This window comes from Clostridioides sp. ES-S-0005-03, assembly GCF_020658455.1.
Lineage (GTDB): Bacteria > Bacillota > Clostridia > Peptostreptococcales > Peptostreptococcaceae > Clostridioides.
Genome location: NZ_JACVWI010000001.1, coordinates 444,200 through 470,531 on the forward strand (window position 1 = coordinate 444,200; position 26,332 = coordinate 470,531).

Below are 26,332 nucleotides of genomic sequence, written 5' to 3' on the forward strand. Positions count from 1 at the left end.
ATTTTATATATATGAGAAAAATAAAAATACAATATTTTGTTATCTGATAAAAAATAAAGGGTATAAGTAATATATAAATAAAATGGAGGAATCTTAAATTATGTACAAAACTATAAATAAAAATCAACTTAAGGAAATGATGAAAAATGAAAAAGATGTTTTATTGTTAGATGTAAGAACTAAAGATGAATTTAATGAAAGTAAAATAGAAAATGCGATAAATATATCTTTACAAGAGTTAATTAATAATATAGATGAAATTTATGAATATAAGGATAAAAAGGTAATAGTTTATTGTAGAAGTGGTCACAGAAGTGTTACAGCATGTAATTTATTAGCCGAGGAAGGTTTTAAGCATTTGTATAACTTAAAATCTGGAATAACTGATTATATGAATTAAATACTTAGGTTATGTTAGGTGAAGTAATTTAATATTAAATAAAAATATGCTTTTATAAATTATAAAGGCATATTTTTATTTAAAGAAAATAAAGCTAGAATATATGTAAAAGTTATATTTATTTTTTAGACGAAGAGAATTACAAAGGATTAATGCAACTACAAGTTTATCTAAAGATATGCAGAGTGGTATAAAAAATGTCAATCTGTATATCTTTAGAATAGAAGTAAAAGATGGAATGTAATACAAAATTATATTTGTAAAATATATGTATCTCTGATTGTTGAGTAGGGATATATTTAAATATTCATAAGATGAGTTAGGAAAGAACGAATTCTTTCTATCTTTTCATCATTAGAAATGTCATTACGTAGTAATATACCTTGTTGACCGTATACACAAAAGTATGCTGTTGTATCGGAATCAGGAACATCAATTTCTCCTCGCGAATGAGCTAGTTCAATTTGTTTTTTTACAATTGGCACAAGCTTTTCACAGACTTTTAAAGATAACTGGTCATGAATTTTTTTGTTTTGTTCTCCATGACATATTTTGTAATAAAGATTATCATCAGTTTCTATATCAATAAATGTTGGTACTTCTTCAATTATTTGTTTTAATGTTTTATTTTTATCGTTTAGTATAGATAGCATTTTATCTACTAAAGTTTGTGCATACTGATCTATAGCACTATCAAATAAGATTTCTTTTGATGGAAAATAACGATAACATAAACCTTGTGCAACATTCATATATTTTGCAATATCAGTAATAGAAGTTTTTTCATATCCATTTTCATAAAATAACTTCATTGCAGTATCTAAAATTTCTTGTCTACGCTCATTAGGTTCTTTAGTAATACGTGGCATATAGCACCCTCCTTCTGATTTCAAGTACATAATAGCATATGGGATTTTGAAAGTCAATGAATGAATATCAGTCATTTATAAGTAATTGTGAGGGATAGTCTATTAACTAGAAAAAGGTAGTAACTGAGAAGCTACTACCTTTAATATAAACTTAAACTATAGATTATTTTTATAGGATTTTTAAAGATATAATCAAGTGTTTAATGTCCAGTTAAATTACTATCACCAAATTTTTTGTTAAATGGTTTTATAACTCTATTTATAGGCCCTTTTAAAAGTACATTTAAGCAGATGAACAAAATCATAAATAATAGTAATACTAATACATCCTTAATTAAATTTGGAGGATATATACCACCAACAGCCTCCCTTGTGGCACCTATTGCGTAAGTAAATGGCATTATAGGGTTTATTCTTTGGAAGAATGTAGGTGTAACTTGTATAGGGAATGTACCACCAGAAGAACCAATCTGTACAACTAGTAGTACTATTGCAATTGCCTTTCCTATATTTCCAAACACAGACACTAAAGAGTAAACTATAAAATTAAACACCATACTAGTAAACATGAGTAGAATTATTAGTAAAATTGGATGTTCTGCTGTTACTCCTAATAATAATATATCTCCAGTTCCAATTATAAATCCTTGAACGAGGGCTATACTTAAAAAAGTAAGTCCTCTTCCAAAATAAATCTCATAAGGTTTATAGTTTCCATGTACAGATGTAGATAATAATGCTGAAAGCAGTAATATACCTACCCATGTAGAAAGAACACTATAAAATGGTGTCATTGCAGAACCATAGTTGGCAATTGGATATAATTTTTCTGTCTTTACTTCAACAGGTTCCTTTAAAAAGTTTGATTTTGTCAATATATCACTTTCAAGTAAGTTAACTAATTTTTTCATATCCTCGCCATTGCTAATTTTACTTAAAGTATCAACTAAGTCATCCAACATTCCTTTTGCCAAAGGAAGTTTTTCTCTTATTAATGATATACTTTCTTGTGCATTTCCTGAAAGACTTAAAGAAGTAGTAAGAATTTCTTCAACCTTTGGAAGTTTTGCTTCTGCTTTATCTAAAACAGTAATTATATCATTTGCTACATTTATGCTTTTTTCAAATATACTGTTTATAGGTTTTGATATTTTTGAGTCAAAATTATTCAAAATATTTAAATTAATTCTTCCTATACCATTTGATAAACTTAAAACATTATTTAAGGCACTTATAGATGGCTGTTGCCCAGATATAACCTTATCTTTAATATCATTTAATGTTGATATAGAAGAATCTATTTTATTGCTGGAATCTTCAAGGCTATTTATTACATCATCCAGTCTATTGTTGGATGTAAGCTGATTCAATTTAGTTAAAAAATCTTCTAAAGTATCATTTAAAGATTGTAAGTTAGAAAGCTTTTCTGATAAATTGTCTATCAATTTTGGTACATCTTCACTTCCACTGTTTACAGCATCAATTAAATTTAATGTAAGAGAAGAAGCAGAAGATGAAAGGTCAACCATTAAATTTAAATCAGACTTTATAAGAGGAGAAAGTTCATCTACATTGTTATTTGTATCCTCTAAGAATTTTTTTACATCACTTGATAATAATTTTGTATCATTTAAAGTCTTTTTAATTGTAGGTAAATCAGCCTTAATATCTCTAACTGTACCTGATAATTTTGAAGTAGCATCAGCAGCTAAATCGACCGTTTTATTTATATGGTCAAATCTTTTTTGAAGGTCCATAAGAGAGTTTTCAACTTTTGTTAGTTTTGGAAGACCATGTTCAATTCCTGCACCAACTCCATTTGATACACCAAGAACTATTTCACTCACTGTCTTTATTATTGTTTGATTAACTTGTAACTGTATTGCAGAAGCTCCCTTGTCAGTAATCTTTGGTGCAACTGCATTTATCTTTTCATTTACTGTATAGATAAGTTCACCCTTTTTGACATCATCTGTAATTAGGGAAGTTAAATCTTTTGTGAAATTCTTTGGAATCTTAAGTGATGCATAATAAGTACCTTTTTTAACACCTTCAAGAGCCGTTTTCTCATCTACAAACTGCCAACCTAAACTTTTATTATCTTTAAGCTGTTCAATTAACTGGTCTCCGATATTAATTTTCTGTCCTGCTATCTCATTACCTTTATCTTCATTTGTTACTGCTACAAGCATATTAGCAGTACTCCCATATGGGTCCCAAGATGCTTTTATGTTAAACCAAGCATATAAAGATGGTAAAAAAGCAAGTCCTACAACTATTATAAGTACTGCATAATTTCCACGTATATCTTTTAGGTCATTTTTAAAAATTTCTAATATATTTTTTAAACCCTTTGAAGGTCTTAAATTTTTCATATTATTCCAGTTTAAAATTTCTTTTAAACCATTTGTTTTTTTCAAATCTCTCACCTCCTGAATATTTTAATAGATAAAAAAGTTAGATTTATAATCAATTTTAAATTATATTACTTTTTACACAAATAGTAAAGTTAAAGTTTTGTCTTAATTTTAATACATATATATTATATATAATAGTATGCTATAAATATATATAAATATGGGAAATAAAAACAAATAATTTATAAAATATATAGTATAAAAATTAAGAATAAATCAAATATTTATAATTGATATAATCAATTAAATTATTGATTGTGATATACTTTTAATAGTTAGAAAATGCTATGAAGGGATGGTTGAATGAGGTATTTTAAAAAATATATAAAAAAATATATAGTGTTGTTTTTAACAGCAATATTTTTCTTAACATTGGAAGCTTTTTGTGATTTGGCACAACCAACTATAATGGCTAAAATAATTGATATAGGGGTTTCAAATAAGGACTTAGATTACATATTATCAACGGGAGCATTAATGATAGGTATAACTTTTTTAGGAGCAGTATTTTCAATAATAAGAAGTATAATCTCAGCAAGAGTTTCTCAGTGTTTTTCTTATGATTTAAGACAGGATGTATTTGAAAAGATAAATACATATTCATTGAAGCAAGTAGATAAATTTGGTAGAGCCTCACTAATAACAAGAATTACTAATGATATTAATCAGATACAATTATTTGTTCATGGAATGATGAGAGTTTTTATAAAATCACCAATTATGTGTATAGGAAGTTTAATTATAGCGATAAAATTAAATTTAAAAATGTCAATAATTATTTTAATTGCAGTTTCAATTATATTTATTATAATATTGCTTAACATGAAGATTGGATATAAGTTGTTTAAAAAAGTACAAGAAAGTACAGATAAGATAAACTCAAAATTGAGACAGTTTTTAGGTGGAATAAAGGTAGTTAAATTATTCTGTAGGTATGATTATGAGAATAAACGTTTTGAAGAATTAAATAATGAACTTTTTCAAAATAGTAGAAAAGCCACAACAATGATGTCATTTTTTAGACCAACAATTACAATAATTATTAACATTGCTATAATAATAATATTGCTAATTGGGAGATATTTAATTTATTCTGGAGAAATTAAAATTGGAATTATAGTTGCCTATGTAAACTACATGACTAGAATATTAACATCACTTATAATGATTTCACACGTTTTTAATGTTTTTGTGAGAGCAAAAGCTTCTTATGAAAGAATAAGTGAAGTCCTAATTGATGAGAATGAAGAAGTAATTATCAAAAATACTGATTTAGATGCTAAAGAAAGAGAGTTAGAATTTATAAATGGTGATATAATTTTTGAAAATGTAGATTTTTCGTATAATAAAAATATAGATGAGAAGATATTAAAAGACATATCTTTTAAAATAAAAGAAGGGCAAAATATTGGCGTGATTGGTCAAACTGGTTCAGGAAAGACTTCTTTAGTCAATTTAATCCAAAAACTATATATAGTTGATAAAGGAGATATTAAGATTGGAGAGCATAGCATATACAGTATATCTAAAGATAGTTTAAGAGAAAAAATAGGTGTAGTCTTTCAAAATAGCAGTGTGTTTGGAAAGAGTATATCAGAAAATATAATTATGGGAAGTAAAGATATAAGTAAAGAAGATGTTGTAAAAGCATGCGAAATAGCAAATGCAAATCAATTTATAACAAAACTTGAAAATTCTTATGATGAAGTTTTGTTTCAAAGGGGTAAAAACCTATCAGGAGGACAAAGACAAAGAGTTACAATAGCTAGAGCTATAGCAAAAAAACCACAAATATTAATTCTTGACGATTGTTTTAGTGCGATGGACATCAATACAGAAACAGTTATAAGGAAAAATATAAAAGATTATATAAATAATTTAAGAGAAAATGAAAACAAGAAATGTACTATTATAACTATTTCACAAAAAATTAGTTCTATAATTGACTGTGATAAGATTTTAGTTTTAGATGAGGGAGAGGTGGTTGGATTTGCTGCACATGAAGATTTACTGGTTAGTTCTCCAACTTATAAAAAGATTTTTGAGTTGCAAAATCTAGTAAATGAAGATGTAAATTAAGGAGGAAGTGTATTGAATTTGAGTACTGGAAATCAAAAGGTGAGTAGACTAAAGAAAAAAGCAAAGCCTAAAGATTTTAAAAAAACATTTAAAAGAGTTTTTATGTACTTTAAAAAAGATAAAAAAATTACTAGATTAATTTTTTTACTAGTAATAATTGATTCAATTATATCAACTATAATACCATATACTCTTGGAAAAGTAGTTGACATAATAAATATTGATATATATTCAAAGTCTATTTTCTTAAAAGGAATACTTATTTTACTTTTATTTTATATAATTGAATTTTTAGTTAAGTTGTTCAAGGGGATATTTACAGCTAGATTATCTCAAAGCATAGTTAGAGATATGAGAAGTAATTTATTTCTAAAATTCAGGAATTTACCAATAACTTTCTTTGATAAGAGTCCTACTGGAGATATTATGAGTAGAGTAACAAATGATGTTGATAATATTAGTACAGGTATTTCAACTTCATTAGTACAATTAATTACAGGAATTTTGAACATATTGCTAACTTTCATTATGATGTTTATATTAAGCCCTATTTTAACTTTTTGCAGTATCGTGTTAATACCAATAGTAATGTTTCTAAGCAATTTCATTGCAAAGAGGACTAGAGTTTTTTTTAAGCAACAACAAGTAGAATTAGGAAAACTAAATTCTCATATTGAAGAAATGATATCAAATATAAATGTAGTAAAAGCTTTTAATTATGAGAAAAAATCTGTAGGTGATTTCAAAGCAATCAATGATAGGCTTTTGAGTATTTCACTTAAATCACAGATTTATACATCTCTTTTAATGCCTATTATGAACGTAATTAGTAATATAGGATTTGCAATTATATGTATTATAGGTGGAGTACTTGCGTCTAAAGATGTTATAACTATAGGCGTTATAGCAAGTTTTTTAAGTTATGTAAGACAATTTACAAGACCTTTAAATGAATTAGCTAACTTATTTAATACATTGCTTTCAGCTGTAGCAGGATGTGAAAGAGTCTTTGAAGTTATGGATGAGCAAGAAGAAGAACAAATAAATAGTAACACTAAAAGTGACATTTACAACAATAAAAATAATAATTTAAAAAAATCTTTTATAAATGGAGATATTGAATTTAAAGATGTAAGTTTTTCATATGACTCAAAAAAGAATATTCTAAGTGATATAAACTTAAAAATCAAGGCTGGAACATCAAATGCTATAATAGGAGAAACTGGCAGTGGAAAAACGACAATTATAAATTTGATTACAAATTTCTATCAAGTAGAAAAAGGGAAGATATTTTTAGATGGGAATGATATATATTCAGTTGATAGGAATTGTTTAAGAAATTATTTTGGAGTAGTTCCACAAGAAAGTTATATATTTAATGACACTGTTATGGAAAATATAAGGTATGGAAACCTAACAGCAACTGATGAACAGGTTATATCTGCTAGTAAAATAGCAAATTTACACAAGTTTATAATTAAAATGCATGGAGGATATGAGACTGTTTTATCAGATAGGGGTGAGGATTTAAGTGAGGGGCAAAAACAATTAATTAGTATTGCTAGGGCGGTATTAAAAAATGCACCAATACTTATTTTGGATGAAGCTACGAGTAATATAGATATAGCAACTGAAGCTAAGATTCAAGATGCAATAAATAATGTGACTTATGGAAAGACTAGTATAATTATAGCTCATAGACTAAGTACTATATCAAATTGTAACAATATAATAGTTTTAGAAAATGGACGAATTGTAGAATCTGGAAATCATAAAGAACTAATGAAACTCAAAGGTCATTACTACAGAAATATACTGCTGACAAATCGAAATTAAAAATTAATAAAAAATTTTAAAAAAAATTGTTTGAAGGTATATGACACGGGTATATATAGACTAACTTAGAAAATAAAAAATTAAATTTGATATATAAAATATTAGGAGGAAATTAATTATGAAAAAATTTGTTTGTACAGTATGTGGATATATACATGAAGGGGATGCTGCACCAGCACAATGTCCAGTATGTAAAGTTGGAGCTGATAAGTTTGAAGAAATGAAAGGCGAAAAGAATTGGGCTGATGAGCACAGAATAGGAGTAGCTCAAGGTGTAGATGAGGAAGTAATCGAAGGATTAAGAGCTAACTTTGTTGGTGAGTGTACAGAAGTAGGAATGTATTTAGCAATGAGTAGACAAGCTGATAGAGAAGGATATCCAGAAGTAGGAGAAGCTTATAAGAGAATAGCTTTTGAAGAAGCAGAACATGCTGCTAAATTTGCAGAACTTCTTGGAGAAGTTGTAGTTGCAGATACAAAAGAAAACTTAAGAGTTAGAGTTGACGCTGAATATGGTGCAACTGATGGAAAATTAAAATTAGCTAAAAAAGCTAAAGAATTAGGATTAGATGCTATACATGATACAGTACATGAAATGTGTAAAGATGAAGCTAGACATGGTAAAGCATTCTTAGGATTATTAAATAGATATTTTGGAAAATAAATTTAATATAAATTAAGTAAACTTTTAGGAGTATTTCATTCATGGTTTTTAAAGATTATGAGTGAAATACTCCTTTTTGAGTAAATTAGATTCTAAAACAGTAAATTGACATACATATAGGAATACATTAAACTAAGTATAAAAATATTGACTATTTAATAAAGGTGGTGGATAAACTGATTAAGTATACACATAAAAGTAATATAGCTATTGTAGTGCTACATGAAATTTATGGAGTTAACAATTTTATAAAGGATATTTGTGAAAAATACTATCAAGATGGATATGATGTATTTTGCCCTGAACTTTTGGGTAGCGGGAAAGTTTTTTCTTATTTAAAAGTTCAAGATGCATATAATTTTTTTATAAGTAATATAGGATTTAATGTCTATGAAAAAGTAGAAAAACCTATAAATGATTTAAAATTAAAATATAAGCATGTATTCGTTATTGGATATAGTGTAGGTGCAACAATTGCATGGAGATGCAGTGAAAATTCCTTATGTGATGGAATAATTTGCTGTTATGGTTCTCGAATTAGAGATTATATGGATGTAATTCCAAAATGTCCTGTTTTATTAGTATTTGCAAAATACGATTCATTTGATGTTGAGTTTGTTGCCTCTCAACTTGCCAAAAAACAAAATATTCAAATTGAAATCGCAGATGCAAATCATGGTTTTGTTGATACATACTCAAAAAATTATTCCAATATTCATACACAAACATTTAATCTTCAACAAATAGAATTTCTATCTAAATATTCAAGTTAATAGAGAATATAATTATTTATAATAGAATTTAAACTTTGTTTGTCACACTCTCATACATAGAAGAAGAGAGTATGTCAAAATACATTTGTTTGTTGATATTTTAAAATTAGATAAAGACATTTTTACAGAAAAAGATGAAAGTAATAATGAAAATGTTTCCAAGTAAGAATTAAGTATATAAATAAATATAAAATAGATAAAAAATAAAGATGCTTTTAGATAGTCAAAGATACTATCTAAAAGCATCTTTATTTTATAAAAATTATGTTAAGACAAATAAGATTTGTATGAGGAATAAAATTAATTGAGAGAAAAAATCAAAAGAATACAATAATCACTTGCAAAAACTATACTATTATGATAGACTTAAATCAAAATTAAGAATTGTAAAAAGAAGGAAAAAAATAGGTAATCATTTTAATGAACCACAATTTAAAAATAAGATACTAGAATTTAAATAGAAGGAAAAGTCTACATATAAATTTAAATTAGTATAAGGAGGAATATCGTATGCCATTAGTATTATCAAATATAGGAGAAGAAGTAGTTATAAAGAAGATTTCAGGAAGTGATAAGACAAGAACATTTTTAAATAGCATAGGATTTGTAGTAGGAACAAATGTTAAAATAATTTCTAAGATAGATGGTAATTTAATAATAGATGTAAAGGATACTAGAATTGCATTAGATAAAAAAATGGCAAGTAGAATAATAATATAGGGAGGTAGTAATATGAACAAGCTAAAGGATATTAAGTGTGGGGAAACTGTAAAAGTTAAAAAATTAGAAGGAGAAGGAGCTACACGAAGACGTATAATGGACATGGGAATTACAAGAGGTGTTGATGTATTTGTGAGAAAAGTAGCTCCTCTTGGAGACCCAATTGAAATAACAGTTAGAGATTATGAACTATCAATTCGTAAATCAGATGCAGAAAAAATTATTGTGGAATAATAAAGTTAATTATAGTAGAGTTAATGCAATTATATAGTGAGAATGATTTTCTGTATCAAAAATAATTTATATATCTAAATATTAATGGAGGGAATGGAAATGTCAATAAAAATAGGTCTCATAGGAAATCCTAATTGTGGCAAGACAACAATGTTTAATGGACTTACAGGTTCATCACAATATGTTGGTAACTGGCCAGGAGTAACAGTTGAAAAAAAAGGTGGAAAATTAAAAGGAAATAAAGATGTAGAAATAGTAGATTTACCAGGTATTTATTCTCTATCACCATATACATTAGAGGAAGTTGTTACACGTAATTTTATGCTTGATGATAAACCAGATGCAGTAATAAACATTGTAGATGCATCAAATATAGAGAGAAATTTATATTTAACAACTCAGGTTTTGGAATTAGGTATACCTACTGTTATAGCTCTTAACATGATGGACGTTGTTAAGAAAAATGGAGATAAGATAAATATTAAAAAATTATCAGAGGTTATAGGTTGCCCTGTAGTAGAAGTAACAGCTGTTAAAGGGCAAGGAATTATGGAAGCTGCTCAAAAAGCAATTGAAATTGCAAGTGGTAACAATAAATTAGATTTTAAGTTACCTTTTGTTGATGAAAGCAAAGGAGCAATAGAAAAAATCGAAAAGATAATAGAGGAAAAAACTCCATATATAGATATGGAAACACGTTGGTTAGCTATAAAGTTATTTGAAAGAGATGAAAATGTTATACAAAAGCTTGATATTTCTAAAGTAATATTAAATGACATAGAAGAGATAACTAGAAATTGTGAAGATGAATTGGATGATGATAGTGAAAGTATAATCACAGCAAATCGTTATGAATTTATTAGTTCAATAATTTCAAGCATAATAAAGAAAAATAGAAATGGTAAAGAAACTGTTTCAGATAAAATAGATAAGTTTGTAACAAACCGTATATTAGCACTACCTATTTTTGCACTTATAATGTGGGGAGTTTACTACATAGCAGTAAGTTCATTGGGTGCTATAGCAACTGATTGGACAAATGATGTATTGTTTGGAGAAATTATTCAAGGTAATGTAAGTAATTTCCTAGCTTCCGTAAATGTAGCTGATTGGTTACAAGGTCTTGTAGTTGATGGCTTAATTGGTGGAGTTGGAGCTGTATTAGGATTTGTACCACAAATCATGCTTTTATTTTTGCTATTATCAATACTTGAAGATTGTGGATACATGTCACGTGTGGCTTTTATAATGGATAGAATATTCCGTAAGTTTGGTCTTTCAGGAAAGTCATTTATACCGATGCTTATAAGTTCAGGTTGTGGAGTTCCTGGTGTTATGTCAACTCGTACTATAGAAAATGACAGAGATAGAAAAATGACTATCATGTTAACTACATTTATTCCATGTGGAGCTAAGATTCCAATAATAGCTTTATTTGCAGGAGCACTGTTTGGAGGGGCTTCATGGGTAGCACCATCAATGTATTTCTTAGGAATTGTAATGATAATTGTTTGTGGAATTATATTAAAAAGAACTTCTTTATTTGTTGGAGAACCATCTCCATTTGTTATGGAACTACCTCAATATCATGTTCCTAGTGCAAAAGGAGTTTTAATTCATATGTGGGATAGAGGAAAAGCATTTATAATCAAAGCAGGTACAATTATATTTGTTGCTTGTGGAGTAATATGGTTCTTACAATCATTTAACTGGTCACTACAAATGGTAGATGCAGGAGATAGTATATTGGCTAGTCTAGGAAATATAGTTGCACCAATATTTGCACCTCTTGGATTTGGAAACTGGCAATCATCAGTAGCAACAGTTACAGGTCTAGTAGCAAAAGAGAATGTAGTTGGAACATTTGGCGTTTTATTTGGTATATCAGATGCAACAGAACAAGACCCAACACTTCTTGGTTCAGTTGCAAGTATGTTTACAGTAGTCAGTGCATTTTCATTTATGGCATTTAACATGCTTTGTGCACCTTGTTTTGCAGCTATTGGTGCTATAAAAAGAGAAATGGGTTCATGGAAATGGACATGGATTACATTAGGGTTCCAAACTTTAACAGCTTATATAGTTGCTCTTCTTATCAATCAAGTTGGAAGTGTACTTTTAGGAACTGGTGGAAGTATTGCTGGGGCAATAATATCTATAGTTATAGCAATAGCTGTAGTATTTGGGGTTTTAACTTATTCAAATCGAACAATAAAAAAAGATAAAATTGGTAATTTGAGCTATATGAAAAATTAGTTCATATAAATAAGGAGTGATGATTATGGCTACATTTATTATAGCAGCTATTGTGGTAGTATTAATGGCATTGGCTGTGATGCATATGGTTAATAACAAGAAAAAGAATGGCAGTAGTTGTGGATGTGGTTGTTCTGGATGCTCAAGTAGTAAGAGTTGCCATGATACTAAAAGATAGATAAAATAAGAGTCTGATAATAAAGTAAGTTAAACTTTTTATCAGGCTCTTATTTTATATATAAATAATAAATTTCATATTTGAAGTCAATTAGACTATATTATATTTTTACTGTATAATTATAGACAAATATATGATTAGGAGGGATTATTGCTAAATACAGCAATATAAATGTTTATTATGTTTAAATTTGATGTAACAAATGAACTTATGTGTATAGCAAGAGGAAGTGGTAAATTTTTTGCTAAAAAAGGTGCTATGGTAGCATTTAAAGGAAATTTTAACTTTGAAAAATTAATATTAGGCCCAAATAATGGTGGTGGTTTAGGTAGAGCATTGCTAGGACATGTTCAAAGGTCATTGACAGGAGAACAAATGCCAATAATGGTTGTTGAAGGTGAAGGTGAAATTTACCTAGCGCAAAATGCTTATCATGTAGATGTAATATCAATTGACCCAGGTGACTCGATTTGTGTTGAGAGTGAAAACTTATTAGCATTTTCAGAACAACTAGATTATAGTGTAAAATTAATTGGTTCAGGAGTAATATCTCAAAAAGGACTTTTTACTACACATTTAATAAATAAAACAAGTCAAAATCAAGATATTGCCATAATAACAGATGGGAACCCTCTAATACTTGAAGGGCCTTGTTGTGTCGACCCAGATGCGTTAGTAGCATGGACTGGAAGGGAACCATATCCTAAAGTAGCAAAACTATCATGGAAAACTTTTGTTGGTCAGACTTCAGGGGAATCTTATCATATGGAGTTTGTTGAGCATGGTCAAATTGTTATTATACAACCATCTGAAAGATTGTCTAGCTTGAATACAGATGCAACACCTTCTGACAGAATGAGGTCAGGTGGAGTAAGAATTGGCATAGATTAATTTTTATAGTGAATTTTAATTGTAGCTTAAAATATATTTAAAGAATAAAAAGGGTAGCAGGGGTAGGTATATTAAAAAGGAGTATTAGATGCTGGAGAGAATTCATAGAAAGTTTAAAGGATATTACATTTTCTTACTAATCTTAATTTTATGGAAAATTGTATGTGTTTTAGGTATATGGAGTAGCTATATTTTGCCTCCGCCTGAAAGAGTTTTGGAAACTTTTATAAAAATGATAAATGATGGTTCTATTTTTTTAAATGTTTATGCTAGTGTGAAGAGGATATTTATAGGTTTTTTAATAAGTTCATTGATAGCAATACCACTTGGAATCGTGTTTGGTGTAAATAAAAAAATGTATGAATATTTCAAGCCACTATTTGAATTTATGAGAAGTACACCTCCACTAGCCTTAATACCTATGCTGATTTTATGGTTTGGTATAGGTGAAGAGTCTAAAATTATAATTATAGTTTTAGCATCGTTTTTTCCAATATTTTTAAATACACTAAAAGGGATAAAAAATTGTGACAGTAAATTAATTGAAGTAGGCAAGTCTTTTAATTTATCTAAGAAAAGAATTTTTTGCAAAATAATAATTCCTAATTCTATGTTAGATATTGTTGTTGGACTTAGTTTAGGTCTTGGGTATAGCTTTAGAGCTATAATTGGTGCAGAACTTATTGCGGCTTCTTCAGGTTTAGGATACTTGATTTCTGACGGTAAGGATATGTCAAGAACTGATATTGTACTGGTTGGAATTTTTGTTATTGGTTTTTTAGGTATACTTTCAGATTATCTATTTTCAATGGCAATAGCAAAATTTAGTAAAGGGAAGCAGGTTGATTTAAATGGTTAGAAATGGATTTTTATTAGAGAATATACATAAAAAGTATTTAGTTGATAATAAAGAACATTTAGTGCTTGATGATATATCATTAAGTATATCTAGCGAAGAAATAACGGTTATACTAGGGGAAAGTGGCTGTGGGAAGACAACCTTGCTTAGAATTTTAGCAGGTCTTGAAAGTACTACTAGTGGAAATGTATATTTTTTTAATAATGATAAAAAGTGTATCCCAAAAGTAGGAGTTGTTTTTCAAGAAAGTAGACTAATGCCATGGCTAAATGTAAGTGAAAATATACTTTTACATACTGAAAAAAATAATAGAAATAAAGTTGATTTAGATAGATATTTAAAGATGATGAAACTTGAAAAGTTTAAGAACTCATATCCAAATGAGTTATCAGGAGGAATGGCTCACAGGGTAAGTATTGCAAGAGCTCTTTCTTTTAACCCAGATATTCTATTGATGGATGAGCCATTTGCAGCATTAGATTATTTTACAAGAAGAAAAATGCAAAAAGAAGTAGTAAATATCCATAAAAATACTAAAAAAGGGGTAGTATTTGTAACTCATAATATAGAAGAAGCTATGGAAATAGCAAAGAAAATAATTGTTTTTAGTAAAAATAAAGGGATTAAACAATTTAGTGTCGAAGATGAATATAATAGAGATTTAACTAAAAGCTATTATATAAGCTTAAAAAAAGAAATATTAAGGGAATTGGGGGAGTTTTAAGTGATTAAGAGAAACAAAAAAATTTTAGCAGTAATGACATCTTTAGTAATGGTATTGGTTGGGACTGTGGGATGTTCAACCAAAGAAGAGGGTAATAAAGATGTTCCTACAAAAAAAGAGACTAGTTTACCTAAGGAAATAAATTTAACCTATGTGAAGTCTCCACTTAACGTTCCAAGTATACTGGAAAAGAAAGATGATTCATTTGGTAAGGAATTTAAAAAGGATAATATAAAAGTTAATTTTCATGAACTAACAACAGGCCCAGAACAAACTCAGGCACTAGCTGCTGGAGAATTAGACTTTTTACATGCATTAGGTGGAACATCTGCTATAATAGCAGCATCTAATGGAGTTGGACTTAAAGTTACAAATATCTATAGTAGATCACCAAAAGGATATATGCTTATAACTAACAATGAAAATATCAAATCTATAAAAGATTTAAAAGGTAAGAAAATTGTAGGTCCAAAAGGGACTATACTTCATCAATTATTGATTGCTGCACTTGCTAAGGAAGGTTATACGATAGATGATGTTGAATATGTAAACATGGATATTCCTAGTGCTGCCTCTGCATTAGAAAGTAAAAGCGCAGATGTTGCAATGCTTGCAGGGCCAGTGGCTTTAAAAACAATAAATGCAGGTAGCAAAATGATAGTAAATGGAGAAGGTTTAGTTAGTGGAATAATAGTTACTGCAGTAAGTGATGATTTTGCTCAAAAATATCCTGAATTAGTAAAAAGATTTATGAAAGTTCATGAAGATACTTTAAAATATATGGATGAGAATAAAGATAAGGTAATGGAAGAGGTATCAAAAGAAGTTGGTTTAACTTTAGATGAAACAAAGGAAATGTATTCTTGGTATGATTTTAGTTCTAAGATAACAGATAAGGACATAAAAGAGTTAGAGGATACACAAGAATTCTTGATGTCTAATGGAATGCAAGAAAAGAAAATAAATATTAAAGATATGTTATATAACCAAAATTAGTATATTAAGAAATTAGCATATTAAAATAGAAAATACATCCTTAAGTTATTGTGATAATAACATGATAAAAAAGGATGTATTTTTATTTTTAATTATTTTATAGAATAAAATCTAATTAGAAACAGCTTACTATTTTATCTACACTTATGTAGTCAAGTAATTTTCTCATTTTTTTACGATGAAGCAAGAACTTAGAATATGTGTCTTCTGATTGTTTTGGATCACCATAAACTTTCCAATACCTAATCATAGAAACTTCATAGTTACTATATCCCATAAATCCAATTACATCTTTAAGGGGATATCCTAAAAAAATACCTATTTCATCAGGAAAAGTATCAGTTTTAAGCTTTTCAACTAGATGCTCTAAATAAGCATTTACATTAGTATTTTGTTTGTATCCTAAAAACTTCAAGAAATTTACTGTTTTTTTACATTTTAATCTTTCTGACAATGCTGTTTTATTTACAAATAAAATTTTTAATCCTTTTTTTTCTTTATCAATAACTATAAAATCTATTCTTTTACAATTATATAGATATTTGTAAATATCATTAATTTTTTCCTCTCTATTTACATCAGTAAATGAAATATTTATTATTTCAGCAGGTTTAGAGCCTAAAAAAACTGGACCTAAAACTTCTAAAAGCCATTTTATATATGATGATTCAATTTTATTCTTACAACAAAATTGTGAATTGCAACAATGCATAAAAGATAACCTCCTTCAAATGAAAATTAATATCAATTAATTAAATTATACTATGAATGATAATCAATATCAATAATAAAATTATATTTTTTTTATTAATTACTTATCTATTATAATTTCCCAAAAAATAAATTATAAATTGTTTAATTTTAGTAAATAAAAAATAAAAATATAGAAATACTAAATTGAGAAAGAACTTTATTAAAACTTTTTGTAATATAAAACATCTAGGAGGATAATAAAAATGAAATTAAAAAGAACTTTATTTGTAGGACTAGCGTTAGTATTAGCTATAGGTATGACTGCTTGTACTAAAAAAACTGAAAAACCAAATGAAAATGCAGGAAAAAATCCAAATGAATCAGTAAACAACAATGAAGGTTATATGAATTATTATTCAACAAGCTATAATGATTATATAGCAGGTTTAAATAGATATTCTATTTATGATACTCCAGAAAGTATAAATAATCAATTTAAAGATAAAGAATATCCAGGAAATGAAAAATATTTAAGTGATGTAAAGGCTGCATACAAAGACAGTAGAGACAAAATACAATCATTTGTAACATCTCTTAAAAAAGATGGTAAAACAGAAGATGCTGAATTAAAGAAAATGAATGATGAATTAATAACTGAAGGTGAAAGATTAGTAAAAGATATAGATGCTAGATTAGAGAAATTAGATAAAGTATCTGATGAAGATATGAAAAAAGGTCAAAATGACTTTATGAAACTAGTTCATGGAACAGAAGATGTTGGAAATGATATAGGTAGTGGTTTTAGAAAAATGATAAAAGACATGAATGATAGATTAGGAATAACAGGAAATAATAAAAAATAGTAGAATAACCTGCCAATATCAACAATAAAAATTATTTTATAAAGCGCTGTAAAGCCACACGAACACTATGTTTGTGTGGCTTTATGTGTTTCTATTTTAGTTGCTTAAAAATTCCGTTTTACGCCTATTTGATTTCAATATTCAATGATGGCTTATAAAAACAGTAAAAAAATATAAAACTAGAAATTTTCAGGTATAGTATCTAATCGAATTTTTAGCCTTGTTTTGTTGCCACATACAGGATAGCGTATCTACTCTATTTTTATAATGCTTTACTTTATTTCGATAAATAATTTAGAACACGATTATTAAAATCTTTTGCTTCCTCATACGCAGCATGTCCAAGACCTTTATATATAAATAATTCGCTGTCCTTAATTTTATCAGTTAATTCAACAGAAGAAGTTACACCAACTATCTTATCGTTATCGCCCCCAATTATCAAAGTGGGACATATAATATTATTCAACTCCATATATGCATCATGCTGAATACAAGAGGATGCTTGTATGAGAAACCGTCTAAAATCTTTAGGTTTACCGATTTTCCCAAGCAAGGGGTAAAGAAAACGATATTTTTTTAGATAATTCTCTGAATAAGAATTTTCTGATATGTCAATCATTAGATACTTATATTTTTCTTGCTCTGCCAATGTAATCCAATTCCCAACAACTTCTTGTATGTTTTTATTCTGCTTTGATAGCGTAACTGCCAGTACGAGTTTCTCAATTAAATCGGGATAATCAATAGCAAGGTATTGTGCTATCATTCCACCTTGAGAAATACCTAAAACTTTAGCTTTAGTGATACCAAGTATTTTCATGGCTTTCGCTTGGTCTTTAGCCATATCTCGTGTAGAATAACCTTCTTTTAAATGGTTTTTTCTGCTAAAAACATATACTTTATAGTCTTTGGCGTACATGCGATATGCGATAGCCATTGTAATAGCCATTCTTTTGACTGTGGTTAATCCATCGCCTAGTCCAGGAAGCATGATTAAAATATCACTACCATTTCCAAAAGAGATATAGTCCATATCTGTATCGTCAATGCTGACGCATCCACCTTTTGCCTTCCAAAACATAACTGTATCCTCCTTTTATTTTAAAAGCCCCATTTTTAATATTTCCAGATATTCTGTTAGACTTTTTACATATTCATTTTGTATGTGTTCGAATGAATAGTTATCTATTTGAGTACTTACTAAAAAAGAATCGTTAAAACCTTTTAGAAACCACTTCAAAATGTCGATAGTTTTCTGCTTATGCCAACGAAAATTACTCAAATCAATATCTTTAACTAGATTGTCATATACATCAAATTCCTTAATACTATATCGTTCTATGGTCTTTTGGTAAATCTCAGTATCACTTCTTGTAAATGCACCTATTAACAATTTTGCTTTTTCAGGATTTTGAATATACCAAGAAAATTCTAAAGCAGAATATTCAATTATTCGTTGGAATAACTCTGGTGAAATGGCGATTGTCTTTTTTTCTAAACTTTCAATAAAGTCTGCTGTGACGATATCAAGTATGAAAAAATACAATTCTTCTTTAGTAGAAAAATATTTAAACAAGCTACCTTTACTAATACCAGAGCTTTTAACTATTCTATTGGTGGAACTATTTGTATAACCATATGTTGCAAATTCAGATATTCCCACACTAATAATATTCCTTTGTTTGTCTTCATTAAGCTCAAAAAATAATTTTGTAGGCATGATATCTCCTTATGTAATGACCGACTGGTCATTTCCGTTGTACAATATTAGTGACCATGTGGTCACTGATATTTAGTATACTTATTAGTCACTTACTTGTCAATGAGTTTTTCAAAAAAATGTTACAAGTGGAGATATTATAATGCTTTATTACAATCTTTTCTTACATAGTGACGTATTTGGTTTTTGCCTGCCAACGAGACTGTATTTAAAGTTCCAATAACTCCAGTTCAGATGATTAATATTTTCACAAATATTTAATTCGCATTTTAAAATAGTTCGTTTTTATTTTTTACTCCAAGTTCTTTGCAAATAAGTTCTTTATATGCTTCTACTTTTGCTGGAAAATCACTAACATTCTACTCGAAGAAATCCACATCCAAATAGAAATTAGATAGAACAAGTATCAGTTTTGTCAAAATAATTGAAAGAGTAGTATCTTGATATCCATTTTCTAAACTGATATGAGGTTTTATGAACTTTGTTTTCAATTCAGAATAATAAAAAATAAAAATTTCAAATAAATTTATTGACAAATATTATTAATAAATATATTATATATAACATAGCAAGAAATGATAATCGAATCAAATTAAATAACGTCTTATCAAGAGTGGTGGAGGGACTGGCCCTTTGAAACCCGGCAACCAGTATATTTTATATACATTGGTGCTAAATCCTGCAACTAATATAGTTGATAGATGAGTATAAATAGCTTTCTAAGCCTGAGTTTATACTCAGGCTTTTATTTTGTTAGATACAAATTTAAAATACATAAATAAAAATAAACATACAAATTGAGCAGAATATGTGGGGAGGAAATTTTATGATTAGCATAAAAAATGTTAATAAGTATTATGGAAAGACTCAAGTACTTAAAGATGTAAGTATTGAGATAGAATCTGGAGAAATTTTTGGAATAATAGGTCATAGTGGTGCTGGAAAATCAACACTACTTAGATGTATAAATGGGCTAGAAGAATATCAAGAAGGTAGTGTGCTTGTATCTAATAAGGAAGTAAAGTCATTAAATGAAAAGCAAATGAGGGATTTAAGAAAAGAGTTAGGTATGATTTTTCAACACTTTTCATTACTTGAAAGAAAAACAGTGTTTGATAATGTAGCATTACCTTTAGAGTGCTTTGGATATACAAAGGCAGAAATAAAAAAAAGAGTTTTAGAGTTACTAGAAGTGGTTGGTATATCTGAAAAGAAAAATGATAAACCAAGAAACTTAAGTGGTGGTCAAAAACAGAGAGTTGCAATTGCTAGGGCTTTAGCACTAAACCCACAAGTACTTCTTTGTGATGAAGCAACTTCAGCACTAGACCCAAATACTACAAAATCAATTCTTTCATTACTTGAAGATATAAACAAAAACCTAGGAATAACAATAATAGTTGTAACTCACCAAATGGAAGTTATAAAACAAATTTGTGGAAGAGTGGCAATAATGGAAAATGGAGAGGTATTAGAAATAGGAGATACAGAAGAAATTTTCTTGAGAAATACTAAAGGACTTAGAAAATTAATAGGTGAAGAAAGTATAATTTTACCAAAAGGAACAAATATAAAAATACTATTCCCTAAAGACATTTCTAATGAAGCTATTATTACAACAATGGCAAGAGAGTTAAACATAGATGTATCTATAATATTTGGGAAATTAGAACAATTTAAAGAAGATATTTTAGGTTCACTTATTATAAATGTTTCAGATAAAAGTGGAGATAAAGTAAAACAGTATCTTACAGATAAGGACATAAGATGGGAGGAAATGATAAATGAATAGTCTAATTGATTTTTTAACAACACTATTTCCAAATGCATTACTACAAACTTTATATATGGTCATAGTACCAACTGTAGTGGCAACAATATTAGGATTTATACTAGCAATTATATTAGTGGTGACAAAACCAGATGGATTAAAACCAAATAGTACGATTAATAGTGCACTAGGATTTATAGTAAACATATTTAGAAGTTTCCCATTTATGATACTTATAGTTGCAATGATTCCAATAACAAGATTAATTGTTGGAACAAGTATAGGAGAAACTGCTGCAATAGTACCAATAACTATTGGTGCAGCACCATTTATCGCTAGGATTATAGAAAGTTCATTAAACGAAGTTGATAAGGGACTAATAGAGGCTGCCAAATCTTTTGGAGCTACAAAAAAACAAATAGTATTTAAAGTTATGATAAAAGAAGCAATGCCTTCAATAGTATCTGGAATTACATTATCAGTAATTTCTATACTTGGTTATACAGCTATGGCAGGTGCAGTAGGAGCTGGTGGACTAGGTAATATAGCTCTTATTTACGGATACCAAAGATTTGACACAGCAGTAATGGTTTATACAGTAATAGCACTTGTAATACTAGTTCAAATAATACAAGGTTTAGGAAATCTAGCTTATAAGAAACTAAAATAATTTAATCAATAAAACATTTTTAAAGGGGGAGTAAAAAATGAAATTAAAAAAATTATTATCAGTAGCATTAGTGTCAGCAATAGCAATATCAGCAGTAGGATGTTCAAACAAAGAGGATAAAAAAATATTAGTAGGGGCATCATCAAATCCACATGCAAAAATATTGGAAGTTGCAAAACCTTTATTAAAAGAAAAAGGATATGATTTAGAAGTAAAGATATTTGATGATTATGTGCTTCCAAATACAGCTTTAGATGAGGGTTCTTTGGATGCTAACTTCTTTCAACATATTCCATTTTTAGAGGAGACCGTGAAGGAAAAGGAATATAAACTTACTTATACATCTAAAGTTCATATAGAGCCAATGGGATTCTATTCAGAAAAAGTTAAATCATTAGATGAAGTAAAAGATGGAGCAGTTATAGCTGTACCAAATGATGCGACTAATGGAGCTAGAGCACTTAAATTATTAGCAAAGCATAAATTAATAGAAGTAAAGGATGGCGAACTTATAACTAAAAAAGATATAACTAAAAATCCTAAAAATATACAAATAAAAGAAATGAATGCAGAACAATTACCAACAGTATTAAAAGATGTTGATGGAGCAGTAATAAATTCTAACTATGCTTTAACAGCGAATTTAAATCCTACTAAAGATGCAATAGTAATAGAATCAAGCGATTCTCCATATGTAAATATAATTGCTTGTAGAGAAGATAATAAAGATAGCGATAAGATTAAAGCTTTATCAGAGGCTATGAATAGTAAAGAAGTTAAAAAGTTTATACAAGATGAATATAAAGGAAGTATAGTTCCAGCTTTTTAAATTAAATATACAAAATCTATAAAATGAGTAAAATTTTAAAAACTTTACTCATTTTTTTTTATAACTAGAAAGTGACAAATTTTTTGGGAGAATTGTGGTAACATATTTATAGATAAAACTATATAAAAATGAAGAAGTGGTGGAGAATATGGAATCTAAAGGAACTTTAAGGAAGAATAAGGGCTATATATTGGCTAATGGGTTATTTTTAATTATTGCACTTTTGAATATAAATTTGTATACAGTTTCCATAAATATGTATAGAATAATTTTACTTTGGATATTTGGATATTCTATAGTTTATATAACTAGTTTTGAAAAAGATGAATTTATAAACATACTAAAATTAGGATGCCTTGTATTAGTTTTTGTGGGGATTTTAGGCATAGCAGAATTAGAGATTCAAAAATTCCAAGTTATGATACTCAATTTAAGTATAATTAATATATCTACATTTATATACTTAACAATTTCTAAAATAAAAAAGCTGAGAATAAGTCATTTGTTGATTTTCAACAGTACTTTTGTAATAGTAGATTATCTTCTAAGAAGTATTTTTAATAACTTTTATTTGAATATGATTATTATGGCAATTAATGTTGTCATGTCTTTGTTCAATTTATTGTTTGTATTAAACAAAACTAATAGTGAAACTGAACATTATAGCTTAATAAAAAATTTATCATACTTTGCTTTATTTGCAACTATTATAGGTTTTATAACAACTTGTCAAATTAGTATAGTAGATACAGATAGATTAATAGGAGTAGTGTATTTATTGTTATGTAATTATACTTACTATGTGTATGTATACAGTCTAATTAATAGAGTGGTATATCCATATTATGAATTAAATTCAATAAATAAGAAATTAAGTAAAAAGTCAGAACAATTAAGTAAGATAAATCTAGCAATAGAAAAGGACATGACTATACAGAAAACATTAAAAAATTACATAGATGAAAGAAAAGAGTTATTAAGACAAGCACTTGATACTATACCAAATGTATGGATAATAACAGATTATGATTTTAATATAAGTTATACAAATAATGCATTTAAAGATGAATTTTCAAAGGATATGAAAAACTTTTATCACATATTAAATTTTATAAAGGAAGATGAGCATGTAGCTGAAAAGCTAAAGAAATTTGATACGGATATAAGTATAATTGATAAACAAGTAGAGTTGAATAATAAAATATATTTGTTAAGTTTAAGTAATAATGAAGAAGAAAGTAATTATTTAATAAGCTTAAATAATATTACAAATGAAATAAAAATGGATAAAGAGATAAGGGCTATAAATAAAGATTATGAAAATATAATATTAAATATACCATCTCCTATACTTGTAAGAAGTGCAGAAGGTGGTATAAAGAAGAATAAAGTAATAAGCATAAATAAAAAATATGAAAAGAGTTTTAAATGTACACCAAAAGAGCTAGTTAATATGACATTAGAAAAATATTTTGAAACCTTTAACATAGATTTTTTTGATAATAGAGAGTTTAAAAGATTAAATCTAACAAAAGAAAAGAAAGCTGAAATAGTAAGTTATAATGATACGGCAAATTGTATAATTAATTTTGTAATGTCTGATTCAGAGGGCGAAGAACATGTTGAAGAAGTGAGAGTTGGAGATTATTGGTCAAATAATAAATTATTTAAGTTACTTACATTTAGAGATATAACTAAAGAAATAAATATACTTAGAACAGTAAATGAACAAAAAATAATATATGAAAAATTATTAGATGCTATACCAGAGGCTATTTTTCTTGAAGATTTAAGTACATCAAGAGTACTCTATACGAATAGAGCTTTTAGAGAATTATTTGGAATATCAAGTGATGTACTAGGCGTAACAACACAAAAATATAGAAATATCTTAGTAAAAAAATACATAAACAATTTAAATATAGGTGAAAGAGAAAAAAGTATTCATATAGTAAATGAAAACAATCATATTAAAGAAGTAAAGATGATATCAAGAACCTTATACTTTGGGCAGAAGAGAAGTAGAGTGAGAATAATTAAAGATTTAAGTGTACAAAGAGAGTCTGAGAGACTTAAAAAAGCATTAATAAAACAAAGACAGTATGACCAGATGAAGATGGAGTTCTATGCTAATATATCTCATGAACTTAAGACCCCTTTAAATAATATCTATAGTTCAGTTCAGCTTATCGAGAATCTTTATAAAAAAGGAAAGATAATTGACTGTCAAGATATATTAAGAGAACACATAAAAATAACTAAACAAAACATGTTTAGATTATTAAGATTAATAGATAATATAATAAATATTTCTCAAGTTAAATCAGAAATATATAAGATTAAAGCGGTTAACTTTGATATTATCGATATAACAGAAAGAATAGTTACATCCATTAGCAGTTATGCAAAATCTAAGGGAATAGACTTAGTTTTTGATACAAATGAAGAAACCATGAGAGTAGGACTTGACCCAGAATCTATAGAGAGGATAATATTGAATATATTATCAAATGCTATAAAGTTTACTTTAGAAGGTGGAGAAATACTTGTAGGAATATATAAAGAGGGTGAAAATGTAGAAATACTTATAAAAGATACTGGAATAGGTATAGAAAAGGAGAAATTAAACGACATATTTAATAGATTTAAACAAATTGAAAATAGTGGTATATCAAACGAATTCGGCAGTGGAATAGGATTGTGTCTTGCAAAATCGTTAATTGAAATTCAAAATGGAGAAATTTATATAGATAGTAAATTAGGAGAAGGAACAAAGGTAAAAATAATATTCCCAATTAAAGAAGTAGTTGAAGAAGTCTATGATAAATCAAATTACAACGATAATATTGAAAAATTCGAGATAGAATTTTTTGATATATATAAGTAGTAAATATTGAAATCCATTATTTTATATATTAATATACAATTAAAAGCAGACTAATTTTACTTATGATTTTAGCTGTATTTAACTGACTATAAATAAACTTTATGAGGTGAAATTTTGGAAAAGGATTTTTTTAGGAAAAATGGAATTGATTTAGCTAAATCTATATTAGGTAAATATTTAATAAGAAAATATGAAAATAAAACAATTGTTACCAAGATAGTAGAGACAGAGGCATACATGGGTATAAATGACAAAGGCGCACATGTATATGGTGATAAAAGAACTGAGAGAACTAAGCCTCTCTATTTAGATGGTGGACATATATATGTTTATTTAATTTATGGTATGTACAATTGTCTAAATCTATCAGCAAATACAGAAAATGTACCAGAGTGTGTGTTAATAAGAGGTGTCGAACCAATAACTTCTTTAAATGAGATATCTGTAAATAGATATAATAAACTGTATGATAATTTGAGTAAGTATCAAATAAAAAATATTACTAATGGACCAGGAAAACTTTGTAAGGCTTTAAAAGTAGATAGAAGCTTAAATAGTAAGAGTATAATGGGTGAAGAATTGTATATAAGTGACTTTTATTATGATAATGAAGGAAAAAAAGTATTTAGTGAAGATAAATTGGATATAAAAACTAGTAAACGTATAAATATAGACTATGCAGAAGAAGCAAAAGACTTTTTATGGCGTTTTTATATAGAATAGGTACTGATATCAATAAGATATATATTTATAAAAATTATTTTTTATAAATATATATCTTATTTTTTATAGAATTTTTATTTTAGTATAAATAAATTTATAAAGCAGGAGATGTATTTTCAGTAGATTTTTATAATTATTTTCAATTGTTTTGTTTATACAAACAAAGATATATTTCAACAAAATAAGTATGATAATATTATACTATAAAATAAATGAATATTAACTTTTGGACGCATTTTATTAAGAATAGTCGTGTTTATATATAAAGTTAGTTTAT

25 protein-coding genes and 1 riboswitch are annotated in these 26,332 nt (G+C 27.4%); of the genes, 19 read left to right on the forward strand and 6 right to left on the reverse strand.

Going from position 1 to position 26,332, the window contains the following annotated elements:
- The first annotated feature begins 100 nt into the window (after window positions 1-100).
- Window positions 101-400, forward strand: coding sequence for a rhodanese-like domain-containing protein (locus tag IC218_RS02085; protein ID WP_227823720.1), 300 nt, complete (start codon window positions 101-103; stop codon window positions 398-400).
- A gap of 299 nt (window positions 401-699) precedes the next feature.
- Here the strand turns inward: IC218_RS02085 and IC218_RS02090 are convergent, their stop codons facing one another.
- Both IC218_RS02090 and IC218_RS02095 read right to left on the reverse strand, forming a co-directional pair.
- Window positions 700-1,269, reverse strand: a complete 570-nt coding sequence (locus tag IC218_RS02090; protein ID WP_227823721.1) for a TetR/AcrR family transcriptional regulator — start codon at window positions 1,267-1,269, stop codon at window positions 700-702.
- A 200-nt stretch (window positions 1,270-1,469) separates the two neighbouring features.
- A complete protein-coding gene (locus IC218_RS02095) occupies window positions 1,470-3,698 on the reverse strand; it encodes a YhgE/Pip domain-containing protein (protein WP_227432838.1) in 2,229 nt (742 codons plus the stop codon).
- Between the two features lie 291 nt (window positions 3,699-3,989).
- On the opposite strand from IC218_RS02095, the gene IC218_RS02100 reads away from it, so the two are divergent.
- The 12 genes from IC218_RS02100 (at window position 3,990) to IC218_RS02155 (ending at window position 15,896) form a co-directional block, all read left to right on the forward strand.
- Complete coding sequence (locus IC218_RS02100; protein ID WP_227432840.1) at window positions 3,990-5,765, forward strand: ABC transporter ATP-binding protein; 1,776 nt, start codon at window positions 3,990-3,992, stop codon at window positions 5,763-5,765.
- Between the two features lie 12 nt (window positions 5,766-5,777).
- Window positions 5,778-7,601, forward strand: a complete 1,824-nt coding sequence (locus tag IC218_RS02105) for an ABC transporter ATP-binding protein (protein ID WP_227432841.1) — start codon at window positions 5,778-5,780, stop codon at window positions 7,599-7,601.
- A gap of 118 nt (window positions 7,602-7,719) precedes the next feature.
- Window positions 7,720-8,265 (forward strand): NADH peroxidase, encoded by a 546-nt coding sequence (locus tag IC218_RS02110; RefSeq protein WP_107594844.1) that lies wholly within the window; start codon window positions 7,720-7,722, stop codon window positions 8,263-8,265.
- Window positions 8,266-8,429: 164 nt separating this feature from the next.
- Window positions 8,430-9,038: a dienelactone hydrolase family protein gene (locus IC218_RS02115; RefSeq protein ID WP_227823722.1), complete on the forward strand. Its 609-nt coding sequence runs from the start codon at window positions 8,430-8,432 to the stop codon at window positions 9,036-9,038.
- A 510-nt stretch (window positions 9,039-9,548) separates the two neighbouring features.
- Window positions 9,549-9,758, forward strand: coding sequence for a FeoA family protein (locus tag IC218_RS02120; protein ID WP_227432843.1), 210 nt, complete (start codon window positions 9,549-9,551; stop codon window positions 9,756-9,758).
- A 12-nt stretch (window positions 9,759-9,770) separates the two neighbouring features.
- Window positions 9,771-9,992: a FeoA family protein gene (locus IC218_RS02125; protein ID WP_227432844.1), complete on the forward strand. Its 222-nt coding sequence runs from the start codon at window positions 9,771-9,773 to the stop codon at window positions 9,990-9,992.
- Window positions 9,993-10,091: 99 nt separating this feature from the next.
- Window positions 10,092-12,248 (forward strand): ferrous iron transport protein B, encoded by a 2,157-nt coding sequence (feoB, locus tag IC218_RS02130; protein ID WP_227432845.1) that lies wholly within the window; start codon window positions 10,092-10,094, stop codon window positions 12,246-12,248.
- A gap of 25 nt (window positions 12,249-12,273) precedes the next feature.
- A complete protein-coding gene (locus IC218_RS02135; RefSeq protein ID WP_227432846.1) occupies window positions 12,274-12,426 on the forward strand; it encodes a FeoB-associated Cys-rich membrane protein in 153 nt (50 codons plus the stop codon).
- A gap of 180 nt (window positions 12,427-12,606) precedes the next feature.
- Window positions 12,607-13,317: an AIM24 family protein gene (locus tag IC218_RS02140; protein ID WP_227432847.1), complete on the forward strand. Its 711-nt coding sequence runs from the start codon at window positions 12,607-12,609 to the stop codon at window positions 13,315-13,317.
- A gap of 88 nt (window positions 13,318-13,405) precedes the next feature.
- Window positions 13,406-14,176: an ABC transporter permease gene (locus IC218_RS02145; RefSeq protein ID WP_227482321.1), complete on the forward strand. Its 771-nt coding sequence runs from the start codon at window positions 13,406-13,408 to the stop codon at window positions 14,174-14,176.
- On the forward strand, window positions 14,169-14,900 hold the full coding sequence (locus IC218_RS02150) for an ABC transporter ATP-binding protein (protein WP_227432849.1): 732 nt from the start codon (window positions 14,169-14,171) through the stop codon (window positions 14,898-14,900). Before IC218_RS02145 ends, IC218_RS02150 begins: the two co-directional genes overlap by 8 nt.
- Window positions 14,901-14,933: 33 nt before the next feature.
- On the forward strand, window positions 14,934-15,896 hold the full coding sequence (locus tag IC218_RS02155; RefSeq protein ID WP_255612921.1) for an NrtA/SsuA/CpmA family ABC transporter substrate-binding protein: 963 nt from the start codon (window positions 14,934-14,936) through the stop codon (window positions 15,894-15,896).
- Between the two features lie 115 nt (window positions 15,897-16,011).
- On the opposite strand, the gene IC218_RS02160 is transcribed toward IC218_RS02155, so the two are convergent.
- Window positions 16,012-16,608, reverse strand: coding sequence for a DUF3793 family protein (locus IC218_RS02160; RefSeq protein WP_227432851.1), 597 nt, complete (start codon window positions 16,606-16,608; stop codon window positions 16,012-16,014).
- A 244-nt stretch (window positions 16,609-16,852) separates the two neighbouring features.
- Here IC218_RS02160 and IC218_RS02165 point away from each other — a divergent pair, with 244 nt between their 5' ends.
- Window positions 16,853-17,452 (forward strand): hypothetical protein, encoded by a 600-nt coding sequence (locus IC218_RS02165; protein WP_227432853.1) that lies wholly within the window; start codon window positions 16,853-16,855, stop codon window positions 17,450-17,452.
- Window positions 17,453-17,631: 179 nt separating this feature from the next.
- On the opposite strand, the gene IC218_RS22130 is transcribed toward IC218_RS02165, so the two are convergent.
- Genes IC218_RS22130 through IC218_RS02180 form a run of 3 tightly spaced genes read right to left on the reverse strand, consistent with a single transcriptional unit; the run spans window position 17,632 to window position 19,118 of the window.
- Entirely contained in the window at window positions 17,632-17,703 is a 72-nt protein-coding gene (locus IC218_RS22130; protein WP_227824255.1) for a cysteine-rich KTR domain-containing protein, read from the reverse strand.
- 26 nt (window positions 17,704-17,729) lie between these two features.
- Entirely contained in the window at window positions 17,730-18,536 is an 807-nt protein-coding gene (locus tag IC218_RS02175) for an alpha/beta fold hydrolase (RefSeq protein WP_227823724.1), read from the reverse strand.
- Between the two features lie 15 nt (window positions 18,537-18,551).
- Window positions 18,552-19,118 carry a TetR/AcrR family transcriptional regulator gene (locus IC218_RS02180; protein ID WP_255630965.1) on the reverse strand — a complete coding sequence of 189 codons (567 nt, stop codon included), beginning with the start codon at window positions 19,116-19,118 and terminating at the stop codon, window positions 18,552-18,554.
- Between the two features lie 658 nt (window positions 19,119-19,776).
- A riboswitch (SAM riboswitch) is annotated at window positions 19,777-19,883 on the forward strand.
- Between the two features lie 118 nt (window positions 19,884-20,001).
- On the opposite strand from IC218_RS02180, the gene IC218_RS02185 reads away from it, so the two are divergent.
- From IC218_RS02185 to IC218_RS02205, 5 genes are all read left to right on the forward strand, one after another.
- Window positions 20,002-20,967 carry a methionine ABC transporter ATP-binding protein gene (locus tag IC218_RS02185; protein ID WP_227432855.1) on the forward strand — a complete coding sequence of 322 codons (966 nt, stop codon included), beginning with the start codon at window positions 20,002-20,004 and terminating at the stop codon, window positions 20,965-20,967.
- A complete protein-coding gene (locus tag IC218_RS02190; protein WP_227432857.1) occupies window positions 20,960-21,616 on the forward strand; it encodes a methionine ABC transporter permease in 657 nt (218 codons plus the stop codon). Before IC218_RS02185 ends, IC218_RS02190 begins: the two co-directional genes overlap by 8 nt.
- A gap of 37 nt (window positions 21,617-21,653) precedes the next feature.
- A complete protein-coding gene (locus IC218_RS02195; protein ID WP_227432859.1) occupies window positions 21,654-22,445 on the forward strand; it encodes a MetQ/NlpA family ABC transporter substrate-binding protein in 792 nt (263 codons plus the stop codon).
- Window positions 22,446-22,593: 148 nt separating this feature from the next.
- Complete coding sequence (locus IC218_RS02200) at window positions 22,594-25,332, forward strand: PAS domain-containing sensor histidine kinase (RefSeq protein WP_227823726.1); 2,739 nt, start codon at window positions 22,594-22,596, stop codon at window positions 25,330-25,332.
- Between the two features lie 114 nt (window positions 25,333-25,446).
- Window positions 25,447-26,055, forward strand: a complete 609-nt coding sequence (locus IC218_RS02205) for a DNA-3-methyladenine glycosylase (protein WP_227823727.1) — start codon at window positions 25,447-25,449, stop codon at window positions 26,053-26,055.
- Window positions 26,056-26,332 lie beyond the last annotated feature (277 nt).

What these genes read in the sequence shown, in the direction of transcription:
- IC218_RS02150 (WP_227432849.1), top strand. Translation starts at nt 14,169, where the DNA reads ATGGTTAGAAATGGATTTTTATTAGAGAATATACATAAAAAGTATTTA.
- IC218_RS02175 (WP_227823724.1), bottom strand. Translation starts at nt 18,536, where the DNA reads ATGTTTTGGAAGGCAAAAGGTGGATGCGTCAGCATTGACGATACAGAT.
- IC218_RS02160 (WP_227432851.1), bottom strand. Translation starts at nt 16,608, where the DNA reads ATGCATTGTTGCAATTCACAATTTTGTTGTAAGAATAAAATTGAATCA.
- IC218_RS02135 (WP_227432846.1), top strand. Translation starts at nt 12,274, where the DNA reads ATGGCTACATTTATTATAGCAGCTATTGTGGTAGTATTAATGGCATTG.
- feoB (WP_227432845.1), top strand. Translation starts at nt 10,092, where the DNA reads ATGTCAATAAAAATAGGTCTCATAGGAAATCCTAATTGTGGCAAGACA.
- IC218_RS02110 (WP_107594844.1), top strand. Translation starts at nt 7,720, where the DNA reads ATGAAAAAATTTGTTTGTACAGTATGTGGATATATACATGAAGGGGAT.
- IC218_RS02195 (WP_227432859.1), top strand. Translation starts at nt 21,654, where the DNA reads ATGAAATTAAAAAAATTATTATCAGTAGCATTAGTGTCAGCAATAGCA.
- IC218_RS02165 (WP_227432853.1), top strand. Translation starts at nt 16,853, where the DNA reads ATGAAATTAAAAAGAACTTTATTTGTAGGACTAGCGTTAGTATTAGCT.
- IC218_RS02100 (WP_227432840.1), top strand. Translation starts at nt 3,990, where the DNA reads ATGAGGTATTTTAAAAAATATATAAAAAAATATATAGTGTTGTTTTTA.
- IC218_RS02140 (WP_227432847.1), top strand. Translation starts at nt 12,607, where the DNA reads ATGTTTAAATTTGATGTAACAAATGAACTTATGTGTATAGCAAGAGGA.
- IC218_RS02125 (WP_227432844.1), top strand. Translation starts at nt 9,771, where the DNA reads ATGAACAAGCTAAAGGATATTAAGTGTGGGGAAACTGTAAAAGTTAAA.
- IC218_RS02090 (WP_227823721.1), bottom strand. Translation starts at nt 1,269, where the DNA reads ATGCCACGTATTACTAAAGAACCTAATGAGCGTAGACAAGAAATTTTA.
- IC218_RS02200 (WP_227823726.1), top strand. Translation starts at nt 22,594, where the DNA reads ATGGAATCTAAAGGAACTTTAAGGAAGAATAAGGGCTATATATTGGCT.
- IC218_RS02185 (WP_227432855.1), top strand. Translation starts at nt 20,002, where the DNA reads ATGATTAGCATAAAAAATGTTAATAAGTATTATGGAAAGACTCAAGTA.
- IC218_RS02145 (WP_227482321.1), top strand. Translation starts at nt 13,406, where the DNA reads ATGCTGGAGAGAATTCATAGAAAGTTTAAAGGATATTACATTTTCTTA.
- IC218_RS02120 (WP_227432843.1), top strand. Translation starts at nt 9,549, where the DNA reads ATGCCATTAGTATTATCAAATATAGGAGAAGAAGTAGTTATAAAGAAG.
- IC218_RS02155 (WP_255612921.1), top strand. Translation starts at nt 14,934, where the DNA reads ATGACATCTTTAGTAATGGTATTGGTTGGGACTGTGGGATGTTCAACC.
- IC218_RS02085 (WP_227823720.1), top strand. Translation starts at nt 101, where the DNA reads ATGTACAAAACTATAAATAAAAATCAACTTAAGGAAATGATGAAAAAT.
- IC218_RS02190 (WP_227432857.1), top strand. Translation starts at nt 20,960, where the DNA reads ATGAATAGTCTAATTGATTTTTTAACAACACTATTTCCAAATGCATTA.